Origin of the sequence: Natronomonas salinimetallica (assembly GCF_013839515.1) — an archaeon.
In the GTDB taxonomy this organism is placed as follows: Archaea; Halobacteriota; Halobacteria; order Halobacteriales; family Haloarculaceae; genus Natronomonas.
On sequence record NZ_JACDNQ010000001.1, the window covers coordinates 20,130 to 38,902 of the forward strand.

The 18,773-nt window shown below is 63.1% G+C and carries 19 protein-coding genes and 1 pseudogene; 14 read left to right on the forward strand and 6 right to left on the reverse strand.

What is annotated here, in order from left to right; genetic code table 11:
* Window positions 1–359: 359 nt before the first annotated feature.
* From glpA to gfcR, 4 genes are all read left to right on the forward strand, one after another.
* Window positions 360–2,090, forward strand: a complete 1,731-nt coding sequence (gene glpA / locus HZR14_RS00080; protein WP_181691042.1) for an anaerobic glycerol-3-phosphate dehydrogenase subunit GlpA — start codon at window positions 360–362, stop codon at window positions 2,088–2,090.
* Window positions 2,080–3,354 carry a glycerol-3-phosphate dehydrogenase subunit GlpB gene (glpB, locus tag HZR14_RS00085; RefSeq protein ID WP_181690830.1) on the forward strand — a complete coding sequence of 425 codons (1,275 nt, stop codon included), beginning with the start codon at window positions 2,080–2,082 and terminating at the stop codon, window positions 3,352–3,354. The genes glpA and glpB overlap by 11 nt, the downstream gene beginning before the upstream one ends.
* Complete coding sequence (locus tag HZR14_RS00090; RefSeq protein WP_181690831.1) at window positions 3,351–4,724, forward strand: anaerobic glycerol-3-phosphate dehydrogenase subunit C; 1,374 nt, start codon at window positions 3,351–3,353, stop codon at window positions 4,722–4,724. The genes glpB and HZR14_RS00090 overlap by 4 nt, the downstream gene beginning before the upstream one ends.
* Window positions 4,725–4,801: 77 nt before the next feature.
* Window positions 4,802–5,437 carry a transcriptional regulator GfcR gene (gfcR, locus tag HZR14_RS00095; RefSeq protein ID WP_181690832.1) on the forward strand — a complete coding sequence of 212 codons (636 nt, stop codon included), beginning with the start codon at window positions 4,802–4,804 and terminating at the stop codon, window positions 5,435–5,437.
* Between the two features lie 96 nt (window positions 5,438–5,533).
* On the opposite strand, the gene HZR14_RS00100 is transcribed toward gfcR, so the two are convergent.
* Together HZR14_RS00100 and HZR14_RS00105 are read right to left on the reverse strand one after the other, a co-directional pair.
* Window positions 5,534–5,986 (reverse strand): pyridoxamine 5'-phosphate oxidase family protein, encoded by a 453-nt coding sequence (locus HZR14_RS00100; protein WP_181690833.1) that lies wholly within the window; start codon window positions 5,984–5,986, stop codon window positions 5,534–5,536.
* Window positions 5,987–6,108: 122 nt separating this feature from the next.
* Complete coding sequence (locus tag HZR14_RS00105) at window positions 6,109–6,312, reverse strand: DUF7511 domain-containing protein (protein ID WP_181690834.1); 204 nt, start codon at window positions 6,310–6,312, stop codon at window positions 6,109–6,111.
* A gap of 154 nt (window positions 6,313–6,466) precedes the next feature.
* Here HZR14_RS00105 and HZR14_RS00110 point away from each other — a divergent pair, with 154 nt between their 5' ends.
* The 5 genes from HZR14_RS00110 (at window position 6,467) to HZR14_RS00130 (ending at window position 10,430) form a co-directional block, all read left to right on the forward strand.
* The gene (locus tag HZR14_RS00110; RefSeq protein WP_181690835.1) at window positions 6,467–6,769 is read left to right on the forward strand and encodes an Htur_1727 family rSAM-partnered candidate RiPP; all 303 of its coding nucleotides are present in this window, start codon (window positions 6,467–6,469) and stop codon (window positions 6,767–6,769) included.
* Window position 6,770: 1 nt separating this feature from the next.
* Window positions 6,771–7,973 carry a TIGR04347 family pseudo-SAM/SPASM protein gene (locus tag HZR14_RS00115; RefSeq protein ID WP_181690836.1) on the forward strand — a complete coding sequence of 401 codons (1,203 nt, stop codon included), beginning with the start codon at window positions 6,771–6,773 and terminating at the stop codon, window positions 7,971–7,973.
* 117 nt (window positions 7,974–8,090) lie between these two features.
* A complete protein-coding gene (locus HZR14_RS00120) occupies window positions 8,091–8,495 on the forward strand; it encodes a MoaD/ThiS family protein (protein WP_181690837.1) in 405 nt (134 codons plus the stop codon).
* A 137-nt stretch (window positions 8,496–8,632) separates the two neighbouring features.
* On the forward strand, window positions 8,633–9,256 hold the full coding sequence (locus HZR14_RS00125) for a helix-turn-helix domain-containing protein (RefSeq protein ID WP_181690838.1): 624 nt from the start codon (window positions 8,633–8,635) through the stop codon (window positions 9,254–9,256).
* 112 nt (window positions 9,257–9,368) lie between these two features.
* Window positions 9,369–10,430, forward strand: a complete 1,062-nt coding sequence (locus HZR14_RS00130; RefSeq protein WP_181690839.1) for an NAD(P)/FAD-dependent oxidoreductase — start codon at window positions 9,369–9,371, stop codon at window positions 10,428–10,430.
* A gap of 142 nt (window positions 10,431–10,572) precedes the next feature.
* Here HZR14_RS00130 and HZR14_RS00135 read toward each other — a convergent pair whose 3' ends face one another.
* The gene (locus HZR14_RS00135; protein WP_181690840.1) at window positions 10,573–11,358 is read right to left on the reverse strand and encodes a hypothetical protein; all 786 of its coding nucleotides are present in this window, start codon (window positions 11,356–11,358) and stop codon (window positions 10,573–10,575) included.
* 150 nt (window positions 11,359–11,508) lie between these two features.
* Here HZR14_RS00135 and HZR14_RS00140 point away from each other — a divergent pair, with 150 nt between their 5' ends.
* A complete protein-coding gene (locus tag HZR14_RS00140; RefSeq protein WP_181690841.1) occupies window positions 11,509–12,132 on the forward strand; it encodes a DUF8526 domain-containing protein in 624 nt (207 codons plus the stop codon).
* Here the strand turns inward: HZR14_RS00140 and HZR14_RS00145 are convergent.
* Complete coding sequence (locus HZR14_RS00145; RefSeq protein ID WP_181690842.1) at window positions 12,129–12,878, reverse strand: ArsR/SmtB family transcription factor; 750 nt, start codon at window positions 12,876–12,878, stop codon at window positions 12,129–12,131. The two genes, HZR14_RS00140 and HZR14_RS00145, sit on opposite strands and share 4 nt — an antisense overlap.
* A 157-nt stretch (window positions 12,879–13,035) precedes the next feature.
* Here HZR14_RS00145 and infB point away from each other — a divergent pair, with 157 nt between their 5' ends.
* Both infB and HZR14_RS00155 read left to right on the forward strand, forming a co-directional pair.
* Window positions 13,036–14,847: a translation initiation factor IF-2 gene (gene infB, locus HZR14_RS00150; protein ID WP_181690843.1), complete on the forward strand. Its 1,812-nt coding sequence runs from the start codon at window positions 13,036–13,038 to the stop codon at window positions 14,845–14,847.
* A 647-nt stretch (window positions 14,848–15,494) separates the two neighbouring features.
* A complete protein-coding gene (locus HZR14_RS00155) occupies window positions 15,495–16,142 on the forward strand; it encodes a hypothetical protein (protein WP_181690844.1) in 648 nt (215 codons plus the stop codon).
* A 117-nt stretch (window positions 16,143–16,259) separates the two neighbouring features.
* Here the strand turns inward: HZR14_RS00155 and HZR14_RS00160 are convergent, their stop codons facing one another.
* Window positions 16,260–17,066, reverse strand: a complete 807-nt coding sequence (locus HZR14_RS00160) for a DNA methyltransferase (protein ID WP_255479124.1) — start codon at window positions 17,064–17,066, stop codon at window positions 16,260–16,262.
* A gap of 106 nt (window positions 17,067–17,172) precedes the next feature.
* Here HZR14_RS00160 and HZR14_RS00165 point away from each other — a divergent pair, with 106 nt between their 5' ends.
* Together HZR14_RS00165 and HZR14_RS00170 are read left to right on the forward strand one after the other, a co-directional pair.
* Entirely contained in the window at window positions 17,173–17,394 is a 222-nt protein-coding gene (locus tag HZR14_RS00165; RefSeq protein WP_181690845.1) for a transcriptional regulator, read from the forward strand.
* 155 nt (window positions 17,395–17,549) lie between these two features.
* A pseudogene (locus HZR14_RS00170) lies at window positions 17,550–17,714 on the forward strand (IS5/IS1182 family transposase); the annotation flags it as partial.
* A gap of 126 nt (window positions 17,715–17,840) precedes the next feature.
* On the opposite strand, the gene HZR14_RS00175 reads toward HZR14_RS00170, so the two are convergent.
* Window positions 17,841–18,635 (reverse strand): shikimate dehydrogenase, encoded by a 795-nt coding sequence (locus tag HZR14_RS00175; protein ID WP_181690846.1) that lies wholly within the window; start codon window positions 18,633–18,635, stop codon window positions 17,841–17,843.
* Window positions 18,636–18,773: the final 138 nt, after the last annotated feature.

Genomic DNA, 18,773 nt, shown 5'->3' on the forward strand with positions numbered 1-18,773 from the left:
TCGTAGGACGCTTTCGGTCGGCTCGTAGGACGCCTTCCTCACCGGCCATCGAGCGGTTCGTTCGCGGATCGTGGGGATCTCGGCCCCCGATACGGCGTCCATCGGTCCGTACGAACACCGTTTTTCGACGGCCCTTCGGCCGACGGTACGTCCGGCTCCCTGCCGACGAAACCCGTTTACACGCCGCCTGTGGGTCGGTTACGGGCCGTTTCGGGGAGTGAACGGGCCGATATCGGACGGACTCCTCGGACGTCGGCCGCGCTCGGTCCGGGCGCTCCGCCGCGACCGCCAGTTAATTTACTCGGATATCCGGCTTATCGATGAAATAAAGTAGGTCGGGCACAATGAGAGTAACAGACATGGCATCGGCACCACACATCGCCGTCATCGGGGGTGGGTCGACGGGGATCGGGATCGCCCGGGACCTCTCGATGCGCGGGCTGGACGTTACCCTCCTCGAGCAGGGGAATTTGACACACGGCACGACGGGCCGGATGCACGGGCTCCTCCACAGCGGTGGGCGGTACGCCGTCTCCGACCAGGCGAGCGCGAGGGAGTGTATCGAGGAAAACCGCGTGCTCAGGGACATCGCGGGCCACTGCGTCGAGATGACCGGCGGCCTCTTCGTCAAGCGGCCGGAGGACTCCGAGGAGTACTTCCAGGAGAAACTCGAGGGCTGTCGGGCGTGTGACATCCCCGCCGAAGTGGTTTCGGCGAGCGAAGCACGCGCGATGGAGCCGCACCTCGCAAAGGACATCGACAAGGCGATCTCCGTGCCGGACGGGGCCGTCGATCCCTTCCGGCTCGTGGCGGCGAACGCCGCGAGCGCGAGCGAACACGGCGCGCGCATCGAGACCCACTCGACCGTCGAAGACCTCATCGTCGAGGACGAGGAGGTCGTCGGGGTCGAAGTCGAGCACGCCTCGGGGGCCGGCGAGCGCGTCCACGGGACGGAGGGTGGCCGCGAGGAGATCCGTGCGGACTACGTCGTCAACGCGACGGGAGCGTGGGCGGGACGGATCGGCGACATGGCCGGCGTCGACGTCGAGGTCCGCCCCTCGAAGGGCGTCATGACCATCATGAACACACGGCAGGTCGACACCGTGATCAACCGCTGTCGTCCGAAGGGTGACGCCGACATCGTCGTCCCCCACGAGACCACCTGTATCCTCGGTACGACCGACGAGGAGGTCGAGGATCCGGAGGACTATCCAGAAGAACAGTGGGAGGTTGACATGATGCTCGAGACGCTCACCGAGTTGGTGCCGATGCTCGAGGAAGCGCGGACCATCCGCTCGTTTTGGGGCGTCCGCCCGCTGTACGAGCCGCCGAACGTCGGCAGCGACGACCCGACCGACATCACCCGGGATTACTTCCTGCTCGATCACGCCGAGCGCGACGGTCTCGAGGGAATGACGAGCATCGTCGGCGGAAAGCTCACGACCTACCGGATGATGGGCGAAGAGATCAGCGACCACGTCTGTGAACAGTTCGGCATCGACGCCGAGTGTCGAACCGCCGACGTGCCGCTGCCCGGCAGCGAGGACTTCTCGGTGCTCAGAGACTACATGGACGAGTTCGGTCTCCGATCGCCGATCGGCCGCCGGAGCGTCGAACGGCTCGGCTCGCGGGCCGACGAGGTGTTGAAAACCGACGGACCGAACCCGACGGTCTGCGCGTGCGAAGGCGTCACCCGCGCGGAGATCCAAGACGCGATCGGACAGTCGGGGTCGGATCTCAACGCGGTCCGCATCCGGACCCGCTCGTCGATGGGGAACTGCCAGGGGGGCTTTTGTTGTCACCGGATGGCGAACGAACTCCACGACGAGTACGACGAGGCGACGACGCGGGCGGCGTGGGACGAACTCCTCGAAGAGCGCTGGCGGGGCCAGCGACACGCGCTGTGGGGCGAACAGCTCTCCCAGGCGATGTTGAACTACGCGCTGCACGCGACGACCCAGAACCGTGACAACGACCCCGCTGACGGCGATCCGGTTGACTTCGCCGCGTTCGACGACGGCGTCGAACCGGCCGACGGGTCACCGAGAGGTGGGGTCGCGACCGACGGGGGTGAGTACTGTGGCGATTGAATCCGACGTGCTCGTCATCGGCGGCGGCCTCGCCGGCCTCACGAGCGCGCTGGCGTCGGCACGGGTAGGTGCCGACACCCGTCTCGTCTCGTATAAACAGAGCACGCTCAGGAACGCGTCGGGGCTGGTCGACGTACTCGGCTACACCCCCGCGGGCGAGGGACCGCTGACGGATCCGTACGCGGCCATCCCGTCGCTGCCGACGGAACACCCCTACCGAACCGTCGGGGTCGAACGGATCCGCGAGGCGCTTTCGCTCTTCGATGAGGTAGTACCGAACTACCGCGGCGGCCACACCGACACCAACGCCCTCGTGCCGACCCACGGTGGGACGATCAAGCCGACCGCCCGATACCCCGCCGGGGCCAGCGCCGGCCTCGCGAGCGACGGCCGCGACGTCCTGTTGGTCGGGCTGGAATCGATGGTCGACTTCGACGCCCCGCACGCGGCGGCGCACCTCGAGGCGGCCGGCGTCCCCTTCGACGTACGCGGCGTCACGATCCGGTTTCCGGGCGATCTCCGCGCCGATGCGAAGGTGACGCGGTACGCGAAGTTGCTGGACACGAACGGCGACGTCGCGGTCCGCGGGCGCAATCGACCGGTGCGGGAGGCGCTCGCCGAGCGGGTCAACGCCGAACTCGACGGCGAGGCCCGCGTCGGGTTCCCGGCGATCCTCGGCGACGACGACACGGCCGGCGTCCGGGCCGCCCTGAGCGACGCCCTCGGCGCGGCGGTCTTCGAGGTGCCGATGGGGCCGCCATCGCTGCCCGGGTTGCGGCTCGAAGACGCTCTCTTCGACGCGCTCGATCGGGCCGGGGGACGCTTCGAGACCGGGAACCCGGTCGTCGATTCGGACGGCGAGGGCCGAATCGAGCGGGTATACATAGAAAAAAACGGCGCACGGATCCCCAACAGCGCCGACCAGTACGTCCTCGCGACGGGTGGACTGGTGGGCAAGGGCGTCGATTCCGACCGCGGACGCGTATACGAGCCGATCTTCGACTGTCACGTCCCACACGCCGACGACCGCTACGAGTGGTTCGAGGGCGAGGCCTTCGGCGATCACGACTTCGCCCGCTTCGGCGTCCGGACGGACGAGGACCTCCGGCCGGTCGGGGGCGACGGGAGCGTCGAGTTCGACAACCTCCGGGCCGCGGGATCGGTCCTCGGGGGGTATGACTTCGCCGCCGAGAAATCCGGAAGCGGCGTCTCTATCTCGACCGGCTATGCCGCCGGCCGCCGCGCGGCACAGGAGGCACAATGAGCGACGCCGAACGGCCTCCGACGGAGTTCGAACCGGCGGAGCCGAACACCGGCGAGGAGTTCGAACCGGTCGACGTCTTCCCCGACAGCACGGACTTCGACCTCCGCCCAGGCGCGGACTCGTGTTATAAATGTTCGACGTGCGATACGAACTGCCCGGTCGCGGAGGTCGACGACGACTTCCCCGGGCCGAAGTTCCAGGGACCCGAACAGTGGCGGCTCAAACAGAACGAGGAGGACTACGAGGTCGACGACTCCGTGATGGACTGTTCGAATTGTATGCGCTGTGACAACGCGTGTCCGTCCGGGGTGCCGCTCTCGCAGATGCACAACACCGCCCGCGGGGAGTACGTCGAAAACCAGATGTCGAAGCTCTCCGTGGAATACATCCGCAACCGGATTCTTGCGAACTACCGGACGTCCGCGTGGTTCGCCAGCAAGGTGCCCCGTCTCGCGAACGCCGTGATGAACTTCGGGCCGGCACGGTGGGTGATGGAAAAGACGATGGGCGTCACGAGCGAACGGGAGTTTCCCGCGTTCGCGACCGAGACGTTCCGCGAGTGGTGGGACAGACAGGGGGCCGCGGGCGGGTCGCGGGAGCGCGCACGCGAGAACCGGGAGCGCCGCGGCGACCCCGTCGACGCCGACAAGAAGGTGGCGTACTTCCACGGCTGTTACTCGAACTACAACACCCCGGAGGTCGGGAAGGCGATGGTCCGCGTCTACGAGCACTTCGGCTACGAGGTCGTCGTCCCCGAACAGCGGTGTTCGGGCACGCCGATGTTCGCAAACGGGATGCTCACCGACGCCCGGCGTCACGCCGAGGTCAACGTCTCCTCGATGGCGGACCTCGTCGAGCAGGGCTACGACGCGATCGCGTCGTGTACGTCCTGTTCGATGGCGCTACGCCAGGAGTACCCGGAGCTGTTCGACATCGACGGTGTCGAGGAGGTGGCTGCACACACCTTCGAGTCGGTGGAGTACCTCCGGATCCACGAGGACCTCCGCGGGGCCATAGACGAGACCGAGATCGACGGCGACCTCGCCGAGGAGTTCGCCTACCACGCCCCGTGTCACGCCCGAAATCAAGGGCTCAACCGGCAGGCGGTGGAGCTGTTCGGCGACCTCGACGGCGTCGACGTCGAGGACGTCGGCGACTCCTGTTCGGGCATCTCCGGGACCTACGGCTGGAAGGCCGAAAAGTACGACAAGTCGATGGAGATCGGCGAGGAGATGTTCGAACACATGGAGGACACGGACGGGGAAACCGGGATGACGGAGTGTCCCACCTGTGCGATGCAGATGGAACACGGCACGGGGTACGAGATCCGGCACCCACTGGAACTCCTCGAGGCGGCGGTCGTCGAGTGAGCCGGCCGGCGGGACGACGGTGTGGGCGGGCAGGGGATGCCCCGATGACTTATCAACCGAGACGATCATTTTAACGCATGAAAAACATCGACGGTCTCATCGAGAGCGCGAGCGAGCTATCGGAGCGTGGCTTCTCCATGGGGGAGATCGCCGACGAACTGAACGTCTCCCGCGAGACGGCGACGTGGCTCGTCGAGCGCGGGGGGGAGTCGGCCGCGACGACCACGGCACAGACCGGTGGCCCCCACGACATCCACGTCGATTGGAGCGCGCTGGGCCGGGACTCATCGCGCCTCGCCTACGCCGGTATGGCGATGGCGGACCTGCTCTCGAAGCAGGGGGAATCGGTCGATCTGACGGTCGGCATCGAGAAGGCGGGCGCGCCGCTCGCGACGGTCGTCGCCCGGGAGTTGGACACCGATATCGCCGCCTATGCGCCGCGGAAACACCAATGGGAGGAGGGCGACATCGAGAACCTACAGGGGACGTTCTCACAGAACTTCGCCGACCTCCGGGATCGGGAGTGTTACGTCGTCGACGATACGATTACGAGCGGAACGACGATGCGCGAGACGATCGATGGGATCACAGAACGCGGCGGCAAGCCGGTCGCCTGCGTGGTACTCGTCGACAAACACGGGGTCGAGGAGATCGACGGGGTTCCGGTGTACTCGCTCATCCAGGCGATCCGCGTCGGGGACGCGGAGAACTAGTACTGCTGGCTGCCTCCATGTCGAGCGGGTCGCGGCCTCGGGGGACGACAGGCGGTCGCGACGGACAGCCGGCAGTATAAACACGCCGGGCCGCGATCACTCCTCGCGGGAGATCTCTATCATCTGTCCGTTCAGCACCTCGGGATCGAGACGGTACAGGTCGATGTCGAGTTCGCCCTTCGCTTTCGGCCAGATCTCGAAGAGCGGCCGCTTCGCCGACCCGTACTGTTGGATGTCCTCGACCGTCAGTTCCGCGGGGTCCACCCGATCGAGGGTTCCCACGGCGATGACACTCCGATAGGTATCGTCTTCGTCGTCGTACACGACGAGTCTGGCGTCCGGATCCGCGGAAAAAAACCGGTTCTTTTCGCTGTCGGGCGTCGAGACGGACCGCACGTAGAACTGCCGATCGGACGCGTCGTACCCATAAGAGATCGGTATCGCGTACGGTTCATCGGCCCGCGCGAGCGAGAGTACGCCCGTCTCGTGGGCACCCAGGAAGGTGTCGGTTTCCTCGGCCGACATCTCGGCCCGGCGATCGATTGCCATATCCCGAAAAACGGTCCACGGTACTTATACTATCGGCTGTCAGGCCGTGACACATGCCGGTGGTCCCCGACGGACACCCGACCGGACTCGACGCTCGCTGGGACACGGCGACAGTGCGCGTATCAACGCCACGTCCGGAGTTCGACGACCGCATCGCTGTCGGCGGTGATCCACTGGGTGAGCCGTTCGCCTTCGTCCGCGTCGCGGGGCAAGAACGTGTACTCGCCGCCGGGACCGGCCGGATCGCTCGGGACCACCTCGAGCGTGTAGGGATGGCCCGCCGGTCGGCTCCGTTTCGAGCCGAAGCCGCTGGGGGAGTCGGTCATATGTGCCGCTTCGAGCCCCGAGATATAAACCTTCGAGGACGTTCTCGCCCGGTGAGACAGGGGGCGGACGCCCGATTCCGGTCGGGCGACCGGTGACTCCCGCCAACTGGGAATCGAGAGAGCTGACTTGAAGGTGGGAGGCCAAAGCGCGCGTATGGCTGAATCGACCCGACGACGGCTCGATAGCGACGACCGCGCACCACACGGCAGCGAGTTCGAAGTGTTCGTCCGCAGCGACGGGGACGACCCCATGCGACACGTCGGCAGCGTCCGCGCTGACGACGCCGACGGAGCCTACGAACTCGCGAGTCGGCTCTTCGCGTGGCACGCCAACGACGTCTGGATCTGTCCGAGCGGCGACGTGGCCCGGTATACGACCCACGAGTTGGCGGACGAGGCATCGACCGTCGATCGGCCGGTCGACGGCGAGGAGCCGCGCAACCGGGAGTGGTCCTGACGTGATCTCCGTCAGCACGCTGTTGTGCGATCACGGCGCCGACGGCAACCGTCTCCGGTACGACATCGATACCGGGACCGAAACTCCGGTCACGGACCGCGCCCAGCGCCGGCCCGTCGTGGTCTGGAACACGACGAACCGGTGTAATCTCAAGTGCGTCCACTGTTATGCGGGTGCGGAGTCGGAACCGAAAGACGGCGAGTTGACGACCGCGGAGGGCAAGCGGCTGCTCGACGACCTGGCCGACTACGGCGTGCCTGTCGTGTTGTTCTCGGGCGGGGAGCCGATGGTCCGCGAGGACCTCGAAGAACTCGTCGCCTACGCGGCCGACGCCGGGATCCGCCCCGTCCTCTCGACGAACGGGACGCTTTTGACGGCCGATCGGGCTCGCGGGCTCAAGCGGGCCGGACTGGCTTACGCCGGCGTCTCCGTGGACGGCCTCGCCGAACTGAACGACGAGTTCCGGGGCGTCGACGGTGCCTTCCAGGCCGCCGTCGAGGGGATCGAGACCTGTCTCGACGTGGGGTTGAAAACGGGGCTTCGCTATACCGTCACCGGCCAGAACGTCGACGACCTCGACGGCGTCGTCGACCTGTTGACCGACGTCGGCCTCGATCGGTTCTGCTTTTATCATCTCTCCTATAGCGGCCGCGGGGAGGACCTCAGTTCGGTTGACCTCGACGCCGCCGAACGCCGCGACGTCGTCAAGCGGATCTGCGATCGGACGCTTCGTTCACACCGACGCGGGGACGAGATCGAGACGCTGTTGGTCGGCAACTACGCCGATGCGGCCTACATCGTCGAGTACGCCCGCCGGGAGTTCGGCGAGGACACCGCCCGGCGCATTTACGAACGGCTCGAACAGAACGGCGGCGACCCGGCCGGGGAGCGCGTCGCCGCGGTCGATTGCCTCGGCAACGTCCACCCGACGCAGTTTTGGCGAACCTACAGCCTCGGTAACGTCCGTGACCGGTCGTTCGCCGACGTCTGGGAGGACGACTCGAACCCGCTTCTCCAGGCGGTCAGGAACCGCCCGGAGAACCTGACCGGACGGTGTGCCGACTGCCGATATAAGGAGATCTGCCGCGGCGGGTCGCGGCTGCGGGCGCTGGCGGACGGAAACGGCCTCTTCGGTCCGGATCCGCAGTGTTATCTCGAAGAGGACGAACGGCGCGGTGCACTGCCGCCCGCAAGCGCCGACTGATCGCTCGCGCCGTTCGATACCGGCCGCAGCGACCTTTCACGTCCCCCTCGGCCACGCCTCACCCGGCCGAACACGTTCGGCGGGAACGATTTTTTGTAGTAGTTTATATATGTGTGTGTGAGCACCAATCAGGCACCCGACGAACGGACGGAATCCACCGCTCGGACCACCGTGGAGGTCCGTTGTACCGGCCACGTCAGAACCGAGATCGGCGAGCACAGCTTCGAGTACACCTTCGAGGGCTCGACACTCCGAGAGTTCCTCGACGCCTTCTTCGAGGAGTACGACGTCGCCGACATGCTCATCGCGGAGACCGAAGCCGAGGCGACGACGAACGGCTGGGCCCCGACCGACGGCGATCCGCCGGGGGAGTGGAAAAAGAACCCCGAGGGCGAACAGACCCGCGCGTTCGCCCGCGTCGCGATCAACGGCCGGTTCAACGAGCACATCGACGGGCTCGACACCGAACTCGAGGCGGGCGACCGCGTCGCGTTGATGTACCCGTTCATGTTCTGTCTCTGATCGGTCCCTCGGATTCCACGTCGGTCGGCCCGCCGGGCGTTCCGTTCCGCTTACTCAAGGTTTATAAGCATAGCCACCCGGTCCCAGCCGCCGGGAACGATAGCGAATAAAAAGTGGCGGTATCACCAACTCTTCGTATGGGACTCGAAGCGGCCGTCAGCATCGACGATCCGGACGGGTGTCCGGTCGCCGACGCCGCAGCCGAGACGGGCGAGCAGGTCGACTCGGTGCGGTGGACCGACGCCGGTGACCGAACCGTCGAGGAGTTCGAACTCGACGCCGACACGTCGACGCCCGACGGGACGAAAGAGGTGTTCGGTGACGACCGATACAGCGTCTATCGCTTCGAGCGGGACCGCTCGGACACGTGTTTTTGCGAACAGATCGAGGCGTTCGGCTGTCCGGTCGTCGACGTGCAATCGAACGGGGGCGATTTGCGCGTCGTCTTTCGGCCCGAGGACGTCGAAACGCTCCGGGGGGTCGTCATGACGCTGCGCGAGACGTTCGGCGACGTCAGCCTCGACCACCTCGTCCAGTCGGGGGATCCAGAGCAGTCCGATACCGTCGTCGTCGACCGCGGTCGGCTCACCGACAGACAGCGGGAGGTGCTCGAAACTGCCTACGGAATGGGCTACTTCGAGCATCCGAAGGGTGCCAACGCCGGCGAGGTCGCCGACGCCCTCGATATCAACTCCGCGACGTTTCGCGGGCATCTCTCGGCCGCCCAATCGAAGCTTCTCGAATCCGTGGTCGAGGGGTAGCGAAGGGGGTCCGGACGGGACGGTGGCCCGCCGCCGGGGGATACGATCGGCTTCGGGGTCGAAAATGACCGACAAACCGGGTGTTTAGTGGACTGAATCCGTAGCCGCGGGCATGACAACTATCGGAATCGTCGGTGCGGGCGCGGCCGCGGCCGCGGCGACGCTCGTCGTCGAGACGGCCGTTCCCGAGGCCGACGTGACCGTCCTCGAGAAGTCGGGCGGGCTCTGTGGCCGGGCGGCGACGCGGCGACACGAGGACCTCGTCTACGACTACGGCGCGAACTACGTCAAATCCGACGACGAACGCGTCGTGGAGTTGCTCACGGAGACCCTCGGTACCGAGGGCCTCGTCGACGTCACCGAACCGATCTACACCTTCGATGGGTCCGGATCGGTCTCGCCGGGTCGCGACGCGGACGAACACAAATGGAGCTACGAGTCGGGGCTCACCCAGATCGCAAAGCGGCTGTTCGAGCGGACCGACGCGACAGTCCACCGTCGGACGCGCGTGGAGACGATACGCCGGCGTGCGGACGGGACGAGTCCCGGTCGGACCGGCACGTGGACGCTTCTCGACGCCGGCGGGGGATCGTGGGGCCCCTTCGACGTCCTCGTTTTGAACCCCCCCGCCCCGCAGACGGCCGAGTTACTCGCCGACGCCGAGTGGGACGACGAGCACCGCGCGGCGCTTCGGGAGGCCGTCGCCGAGGTCCCCTACCGGGCGATCTGGACGGCCGTGTTGCGCTACCCCTTCGAACTCGATCGGCCCTACTACGGGCTCGTCAACACCGATTCGAACCACTCGGTCGGATGGATCTCCCGCGAGGAGTGTAAACCGGGACACGTCCCCGACGGCGAATCGCTGCTCGTCGTGCAGGCGAGCGGCGAGTGGTCGAACCGACACTACGACCGCGACCCCGCGGACAACGTCGCCGAACTCGCCGGAGCGACGGCGGATATCGTCGGCGACGAGCGCCTCGCCGAACCGAGTTGGACCGATCACCACGGCTGGCGCTACGCGCTGCCCGAGGAGGGCGTCCGTCACGGCCCGCTCGACTCCGCCGAATCGGCGGGGCTGTACTGTCTCGGCGACTGGGTCGCGGGCGAGGGGCGGATCCACGCGGCGCTTTCGAGCGGCCTCGACGTCGGCGAACGGCTCGCGTACTCGATTTGAGCCGCCGTACGGTCGTTACGGACCGGAAACGTCGGGGTCGACGGCGGCCGACCGCTTCCGGGCGACGTGCGGCTGTCCGCGACCCGGCGATACCCGCGCCGAGTTCGACCCCTCCGGGAGCCGATTCCGGGGCGGAGGCCGGTCACCGCTCCGCCGTGGGACGCGAACACCGCAGACAGAGCGCCCGCCCCGCGACCCAGTTGACGTCCGTCGAGGAACACGCGGGACACCGATGGTGGTCGGTCGAGTACTCCGTGGTGCCGCGAGGGGCGGCGAGAAATCCCTCCTCGACGGCCCGATCCAACAGCCCCGGAAAGCGCTGTCGTTTGTAGGCCGCCCGGGCGGCGAGAAACGCCCCGGGATCGGCGGGATCCGGGCCGTGGAGGTCCTCCCAGGCGACGGCGATCTCGCCGTTCGAGAGGCCGCGGGCGACCTGTTTGATCGGGGCCGCCGCCGCCTCGAAAAGCGGCGTCGTTCCCCAGTACTGCGGGCCACGGCCGTCGGGCGCATCCCCGCCGCGTTCGCGGATGGCCCGGTAGGCGTCGGCGGCCTCCCGGTAGGCGGCCTCGTGATCGTCCGTTCCGCCGACGGCGCGGAAATCAGCGACGAACTCCCCGAGACACGCCCGCTGAGCCGGCCGTTCGACCCCCTCGGCGAGGTCGCGGGCGACGGCGACGCCCTCGACGCTTCGGCGCGTGGCCCGCTCCGCCGTCCCCCCGATCCGATAGCAGATCCCGGCGAGCGCGAGAAATCCCAATCCGACGCCGGTCCAGCCCTTCTCGTCGGGGGCAAACGGCTCCGCTTCCGGGCGCGGGTCGGCGAGCACGCGCCAGGCGGCGCGGGTGTAGTGGTCGCCGGCGGTCCCGTAGTCCCGCTCGGCGACGGCTGCGATCGCGGCCTCTCGGTGGCCGCCGTCCTGTGTACTCATACGGTAGCGAGGGGATCACGGAACACAACGCTTGTCCAAGCCGACGAACGTGCCGGCTTCGATACGGCGCTCGAAGCGTGCCTCCGTCGATGGGGCGAAACGACACCGGGCTGGGAAAGACGGATACCCGTCGCGCCACATAGTGGGTCTATGAGCCGCGATCGGACCCGGACGCGGGACCGTCCTGCGAACACCACGGACGACGCTGATACCGAATTCGACCCCGGTTCCGACGCCGAATTCGACCCCGGTTCCGACGCCGAATTCGACCCCGGTTCCGACGCCGAATTCGACCCCGGTTCCGACGCCGAATTCGACCCCGGTTCCGACGCCGAATTCGACCCTGGCGCCGACGGAACGCGGGATCGAGAGGTCGGCTCCGAGGGAACGGGAAACGGCCTCCGGGGCCGCGCCGCCGGACGCGCTCTCGGTATCTTTTCGCCCCGGACGTTCCTCGCTGCGCTGTTCGTGACTGTCGGCGGGCTGTTCGCCGCGAGCACGTTCGTTCCGCTTCCGGGGGCCGGGCTGCTCGGCGTCTTCGCTGCGACGTTTCTGCTCGGACTCGCCGTCTCGGATCGACGCTACGCGGAGACGGCGCTCGCGGGCGCAATCGCGACCGCCGGGGGGACGTTTCTCGACGTTGCCGTCGTCGCCGTCCTCGGCGGAGCCGGCGTCCCGCTCGTGGCCGCCGCCGGCGTGCTCGGGGCCGCCGTCGCCGCGGTCGGAACGTACTTCGGCCGCGACCTTCGGGACGGGCTGACGCGGGACATCTAGGCGTTGTCGGTGACGAGCCGCCAGCGGTCGCCGTCCCGTTCGACGACGCCGTGTGCGGCCAGACCGTCCAGCGCGTCGGCGACCACGTCCGGGGGCGCATCGACCCGCCGGGCGAGGGCGTCTGCGGTCTCGGAGCCGCCGGCGAGACCGCGGATCAGATCCCCATAGAAGCGGCCGTCGACGCCCTCGAAGTGCGCGCTGATCCGATCGAGCGTCTGGGTGAGCCGGCCCTGTACCCACCGCTGGGCCATCGAGAGCTCGTTTTCGAGCCGTTCGAGCTGTTCGATATCCGAGACGAGATCGCCGAGGTCGTGATCTGCGCCGTTTCCCCCTTCGTCCGCTTCGTCGGCTCGGGGGGCGTCGGGACTTGAGTCCGCCCCGCCCGCCGACGCGGTGTCGTTCCCCCCGGCGTCCCGGCCGACGTGCAACGAGACGTGTCGCCAGGAGGTGATATCGAGGTTCGGCGACGCCGAGTACGCGCTTTTGGTACCGAACTCGTAGGGGGAGACGTTCACTTCGAGCCGGAGGTTCCGTGCGATGGAGAAGTACTTCCGTCGACCGTCGTCGACGTGGGATTCGACCAGCCCCGCGTCGTCCAGTTTTCGGAGGTGGTCGATGACCGCCTTCGGACTCACGCCGAGGTACTCGCTGATCTCCGTGACGTAACAGGGCTTCCGGGAGAGCAGCCGCAGGATCCGTCTGCGGTTTTCGTTCCCGAGGAGATCCAACAGTGCAGCGGAGTCCATCGGAGACGGATACGGTCCGAGGACGAAAAAGCGTGACGTGAGCTCTCCGGGGAGCCCGGACCCGCATCCGTGGCTGCCTCCACGCCACGAGGGGCGCGATCCGACATTGAAACGGTTATATGCCGCGGCGAGCCACGAACATACAAGGGGCTCTTCTATGTCTGAATCCGACACCACCGACGCCGCCGGAAGCGCGGAGCTGCGGACGCCGATCGTTGCCGTCCTCGGCCACGTCGATCACGGAAAGACGAGCCTGCTGGACGAGGTCCGCGGCTCGGCCGTCACGGCGGGCGAGGCCGGCGCGATCACCCAGCACATCGGGGCGACGGCCGTTCCGCTCGGGACGATCTCCGATATCGCCGGCGACCTCGTCGATCCGACGGACTTCGATCTGCCCGGTCTGTTGTTCATCGACACGCCGGGACACCATTCGTTCTCGACGCTCCGCTCGCGGGGCGGGGCGTTGGCCGACATCGCCATCCTCGTCGTCGACGTCAACGACGGCTTCCAGCCACAGACGCACGAGGCGCTCGATATCCTGAAACGAACCCAGACACCCTTCATCGTCGCCGCGAACAAGATCGATACGATCCCCGGCTGGAACCCAAACCCCGATACGCCGGTCCAGGCGACACTCGAAGCCCAAAGCGACCGCGCCGAGACTCGGCTCAACGAGAAGCTCTATGAGATCATCGGCCAACTCTCCGACGAGGGCTTTTCTGCGGACATGTACTGGCGGGTCCAGAACTTCCGAGAGAACATCGGTGTCGTCCCCGTCTCCGCGGAGACCGGCGAGGGGATCCCCGACCTGTTGACTGTCCTCATGGGGCTCTCACAGCGGTATCTGAAATCGGAGATGTCGATCGACGCCTCCGGCCCCGGTATCGGGACCGTCCTCGAAGTCAAGGACGAACGCGGCTTCGGTACTACCCTCGATATCGTCCTCTACGACGGGGTGATCCGTTCGGACGACACCGTCGTCGTCGGCGGCAAGAACGAGCCGATTATCACCGACGTTCGCGCGTTGCTCCAGCCGCGGCCGCTCGCGGAGATCCGGACCGAAAGCCAGTTCGAGCAGGTCGACGCGGTGCGGGCGGCCGCCGGGGTCAAGATCGCTGCCCCCGACCTCGACGACGCGATGGCGGGTGCGCCGGTCCGCGTCGTCCGCGACCGCAACGTCGAGGAGGTCGTCGCGGAGGTGCGGGCCGAACTCGCCGACATCGAGGTCGTCACCGAAGAACAGGGCGTTGTCGTCAAAGCCGATACGCTCGGCTCTCTGGAGGCCATCGCGGCCGCCCTCCAGGAGGCGGAAGTACCGATCGTCCGCGCGGAGGTCGGCGACGTCGCCCCGCGGGACGTGGCCATCGCCTCGACCGCCGAAGAGCCGAAACACGCCGCGATCCTCGCGTTCAACGTCGACGTCCTGGACGACGCCGAGGACGAGATCGAACAGGCCGGCGACGTCGACCTCTTCGCCGACGACGTTATTTATCAACTCGTCGAGGAGTACGAAGAGCACGTCGCAGCGATCGAGGACGCCCAACAGGAGCAGATCCTCGACAAGATACAGCGACCCTGTCGCTTTCGGATCCTCGAAGATCACGTCTTCAGGCAGTCCAACCCCGCTGTCGTCGGCGTCGAAGTACTGTCGGGGACGCTCAAGCGCAACTCCCGGGTCGTCAAGTGGGCGGGCAACGAGCCCGAACGGGTCGGCGAGTTAAAATCGCTACAGGACGCCGGGGAGGACGTCGACTCGGCGCGGATGGGCGAGTCGATCGCCGCCTCTATCGACGGCCCGACCGTCGGCCGCCAGATCGAGGAGGGCGACGAACTGTGGACCGAGATCCCCGAGAAACACGCCAAGATCCTCGAACAGGAGCTGGCCGACGAGATTCCGTCGGACGAACTCGAAGCGCTTCGGATGTACCTCGACAAGCGGCGCAAGCGGGATCCGTTCTGGGGCAAATAAACCAGCCGTTACTTATTCCGTAAGTAAGACCTATGCTCATTCAGTTCTTGCCTTTAAATATAAAAGAGGGCTATACGAACTACACCCTCCGTATAAAAAAGACGAAAGGGACGATTGAAAAAAGCCGTTGAAGAATCAGACTAATTTACGTCTCTATCTCAGTTGGTTAGATACTCTGTCAAACAGGAAATGAGACGGATGGAAGACCGACAGAGTGGAGAAATAAGCAAAGAAAAGCGTGAAGTTATAAATAAAATAAAAGCACAGCATGGACGCACAAGAGACGCTCTCGATGATGTAAAAAATAGTTCAGCACTTATACTGGTGGACGAAATCAAATGAAACCGACTCACGAGTGATCCGCCGTTCGCTCCGTCGAACGGCGTGATCCTCGTGCGTCGTGTGTACATTCTTTTGTTCGTCAGTATTAGACGATACGGTTATAACCACTTCTGAGACAGAAGCAATAACACATACTCAAATACAGACTTTTCTTAAGGATTTTAGCCAAAATAATGAGTGAAAAAGAAAAAACCAAGAAGATAATGATTAGAGAAAAAGAAATGAGTGAACTGCTGGATCCCAATCAGCCCATTAAATTTAAGCTTTAAACGATCGATTTAATTTAGCAGTTTGAAGCCGGTGGTATGGATGATGATGTTAACGACTACTGGAATGATTGGAAGTTAGACCCTGAAGAGTTCAATAGGATTATAGACAAAAATTCGAATGCTTTGAGTGCTATATATGGGTATGTAGCAGAGGAGAGATTACGAGAATCTTTCTTAGAAGATGATGAACGAGTAACTGACCTACGCAGTCCAGCTGATCAAGATTCAGCAGACAAAGGCGACTGGGCGTTCAAATGGAAGGGTGAGCCGATGAAGATTGAAGTAAAGAGTCTACAGACGCATACAATCGAAGAGGTGAATAAAGACCAACAGGCTCTGACTGATGACGGGAGTGAGCCGATTCAATATAAAGCAGGATTCCATCTTAAGGGAACATCAGATCAACGCACGATTATACACGAAGGAAACGAGTACAATACAACTTTGATGAATGTCGATGATACTGATGTTGATATAATGGCGGTCAATCTGTATAAAATTAAAGATGAATGGGACTTCGCATTTCTGAAAGTAGAAGATCTACCTCGATCCAAAGGGAGCAGTTACCCAGATAGTTTGAGGCAGAAGCTTGCTCGCTCTCAGATTAAACTTACAATCCCGCTTCAAGAACCATTTACAAAAAGCTTGTATGAGCTAATGGATGAGATCGTAGCAGAACGATAATGGTATTTATACTGGTGGACGAAATCAAATGAAACCGACTCACGAGCGATCCGCCGTTCGCTCCGTCGAGCGGCGTGATCCTCGTGCGTCGTGTGTACATTCTTTTGTCCGTCAGTATTAATCGTTGTACAGGACATTTACTGGGTCGTTTGTATCCATCTCATAAATCATAAAGAACGAATGGTTCTTACGAGCGTGAACTTGGGTATTCATACCAGAGACTGCGGGTTTATTGCTTCTAACAGTCACGAATAAATCCTTAGTATAAAAATCAAGCTCACCTTCATAGAAGTTAGTAATCTGTATGTGAGTAAGTTCTTGTGTATTAGCACTTACCTCATCTTGAGTCTTGATAATAAATGTTCCATCTTCTTTTAGAACTCTATGAGCTTCTATACCAGCTTTATAATACACGTCGAGAACAGCTTGGTGATATTTTGAACCATTTGTGTCGAGTACCTCTCCGTTTGAATAGCTCTCCCTGAACTGTTGATGTGATCCATCTCCTCCCGCAAGCATCTCCTTATTTTTCCTAAAGAAACCTTCAGCATATGGTGGATCAAGAACAACTACATCAAGACTGTTATCTTCGTATGGTAGATTTCGGCAGTCTACAGAGTGTCCCGATGGAGATTTTTTTGGATCCAGATCAGATGCATAAACTTCGTAGTCTCCAAGGTCTACATTCTTCCAAAATACCCCTTTTCCATATGTTACATCAGCTATGGTAGACCCGTTATCTACATGTAATTCAAGCACCTTCGGAAATACTTCGGAATTTCGGGCAACATACGCAGACAGAATCAATTCGTTTTCTTCTTGTCCCGTCAACTTGGTTTGGACTGTATCATGTTTAACCTTCAGGTCATCCATCGATACATCTGTAAAGTCCGTAATAAGCTCCCTCTCGGCAGTCTCACTCATCGTAATTGATCATGTAGCCACAATCGTATAAAGATATCCGTTCAATTCTGGATTGAATGGTGCGGTATGAATTGAATTTATACAGTGGCATCGTAAATCAGCTTGTATGCCGAAAGACCGGGACGATGAGGGTAAATACAGTCAATCTTATTCTGACTCTGATTTTGTTAATGCTGTAAAAAATCTGGATGTAGCAAGTACACAACTGGTGAGCGAAAAAGTCGGATGTTCGTATGATTTAGCATACCGCCGTCTTGGAGATCTATATGAAGAAGGTATATTGAAACGAGTAGAAGTGGGAGGGTCATTTGTTTATTATACTGACTGAATCGATCTAGGCTATAGTAGACATCGCAACTATGTACACATCGATCGTACTGCCGCCGTGCGATCGAGTGTGTACTGTCTTCCGATCTCTACTATAGGTGGCGTCGGGATAGCTCGCTAAACCGAAGGAGCTGAAGCGCGATAATTCGGTTGTCCATGACCCAAATCTTCCGCTTCATTAGCGAAGTTGTTCCGATTGCTCAAGTTGTTACCGGTGATGGAGATGAATCCGCCGCCCCGGAAGGTGGCGGCGGATTCGATGACTTTCCCTGCATTGTCTACGACCTCGATACGTCCTACCGAATGACCATCGACCTGATGTATGTCGTCTACAACATCAAGCGTGCCATGAAACAGTGAATTCCACTGCTCTACGGTGATTCAACACACCCCTTCTGGGGCAAGTAGCGCCCGAAGCAACCCGATCGGCGGCCGGGCGAACGATACTCAAAGCGCGTCCCGGAGCGCGGCGTTCATCGCCTCGAGTGGCGCGTTCCGGCCCGTCCAGATCTCGAACGCCTCGATGCCCTGAAACAACAGCATCCACGCGCCGTCGATCGTCTTCGCACCGACCTCACCGGCCTCCGTGAGCAGGCGGGTGTCGAGCGGCGCGTAGACGGCGTCGAGGACGGCCAGACCGTCGTGCAGTGCGGCCTTCGGGACCGGCGTCTCGTCGGACTCCATCCCGACACTCGTGGCGTTGACCAGGATATCAGCGTCGGCCAGGACGGACCGGAGGTCATCGAGGCCGCCCGAACTCGCGTTCGGGACCACGGCCGCGAGCGACTCCGCCCGCTCGACGGTTCGGTTGGCGACGTGGACGTCCATCCCCTCGTCGGCGAGCGCGAACGCGGCCGCCCGCCCGGCCCCGCCAGCGCCGACGACGACCGCCTGCCCGGAGCGTTCTACGCCGTGATGTTCGAACGCTCGGACGACGCCTGCCGCGTCAGTGTTGTAGCCCGTCGGACCCCCCTCGAAGGAGACGGTGTTGACCGCGCCGATGCGTTCGGCAAGCGGATCGGTCTCGACGACCCGTGCGACGTCCTCTTTGAACGGGATCGTCACGTTTAGGCCGGCGATCCCGAGCGCACTCGCCCCATCAACGACGCGGCCGATCGACCCCGGCTTCGGTTCGAAGGTCACGTATCGGGCGTCCATCCCGCACGCCCCGTATGCCGCCTCGTGCATCGGTGGCGACACCGAGTGCTCGACTGGGTTCCCGATGAGGCCGAATACTTGCATACGCGAGCGACCCGGCGGGCGAACAAAAGCGTTGTGCGATCGTCGCTCCGGCGATACGGCGCTTTGCGGCCATACTGGCGGCTCCCCTTCGAGGAGGACCGGAAACTGCATAAACCGTATATAGGGATATAAAACCGC

What these genes read in the sequence shown, in the direction of transcription:
- HZR14_RS00125 (WP_181690838.1), top strand. Translation starts at nt 8,633, where the DNA reads ATGGGACTCGAAGCGGCCGTCAGCATCGACGATCCGGACGGGTGTCCG.
- HZR14_RS00155 (WP_181690844.1), top strand. Translation starts at nt 15,495, where the DNA reads ATGGATGATGATGTTAACGACTACTGGAATGATTGGAAGTTAGACCCT.
- HZR14_RS00090 (WP_181690831.1), top strand. Translation starts at nt 3,351, where the DNA reads ATGAGCGACGCCGAACGGCCTCCGACGGAGTTCGAACCGGCGGAGCCG.
- HZR14_RS00140 (WP_181690841.1), top strand. Translation starts at nt 11,509, where the DNA reads ATGAGCCGCGATCGGACCCGGACGCGGGACCGTCCTGCGAACACCACG.
- HZR14_RS00145 (WP_181690842.1), bottom strand. Translation starts at nt 12,878, where the DNA reads ATGGACTCCGCTGCACTGTTGGATCTCCTCGGGAACGAAAACCGCAGA.
- HZR14_RS00130 (WP_181690839.1), top strand. Translation starts at nt 9,369, where the DNA reads ATGACAACTATCGGAATCGTCGGTGCGGGCGCGGCCGCGGCCGCGGCG.
- HZR14_RS00135 (WP_181690840.1), bottom strand. Translation starts at nt 11,358, where the DNA reads ATGAGTACACAGGACGGCGGCCACCGAGAGGCCGCGATCGCAGCCGTC.
- HZR14_RS00160 (WP_255479124.1), bottom strand. Translation starts at nt 17,066, where the DNA reads ATGAGTGAGACTGCCGAGAGGGAGCTTATTACGGACTTTACAGATGTA.
- HZR14_RS00110 (WP_181690835.1), top strand. Translation starts at nt 6,467, where the DNA reads ATGGCTGAATCGACCCGACGACGGCTCGATAGCGACGACCGCGCACCA.
- gfcR (WP_181690832.1), top strand. Translation starts at nt 4,802, where the DNA reads ATGAAAAACATCGACGGTCTCATCGAGAGCGCGAGCGAGCTATCGGAG.
- infB (WP_181690843.1), top strand. Translation starts at nt 13,036, where the DNA reads ATGTCTGAATCCGACACCACCGACGCCGCCGGAAGCGCGGAGCTGCGG.
- HZR14_RS00175 (WP_181690846.1), bottom strand. Translation starts at nt 18,635, where the DNA reads ATGCAAGTATTCGGCCTCATCGGGAACCCAGTCGAGCACTCGGTGTCG.
- HZR14_RS00100 (WP_181690833.1), bottom strand. Translation starts at nt 5,986, where the DNA reads ATGGCAATCGATCGCCGGGCCGAGATGTCGGCCGAGGAAACCGACACC.
- HZR14_RS00165 (WP_181690845.1), top strand. Translation starts at nt 17,173, where the DNA reads ATGCCGAAAGACCGGGACGATGAGGGTAAATACAGTCAATCTTATTCT.
- HZR14_RS00105 (WP_181690834.1), bottom strand. Translation starts at nt 6,312, where the DNA reads ATGACCGACTCCCCCAGCGGCTTCGGCTCGAAACGGAGCCGACCGGCG.
- glpA (WP_181691042.1), top strand. Translation starts at nt 360, where the DNA reads ATGGCATCGGCACCACACATCGCCGTCATCGGGGGTGGGTCGACGGGG.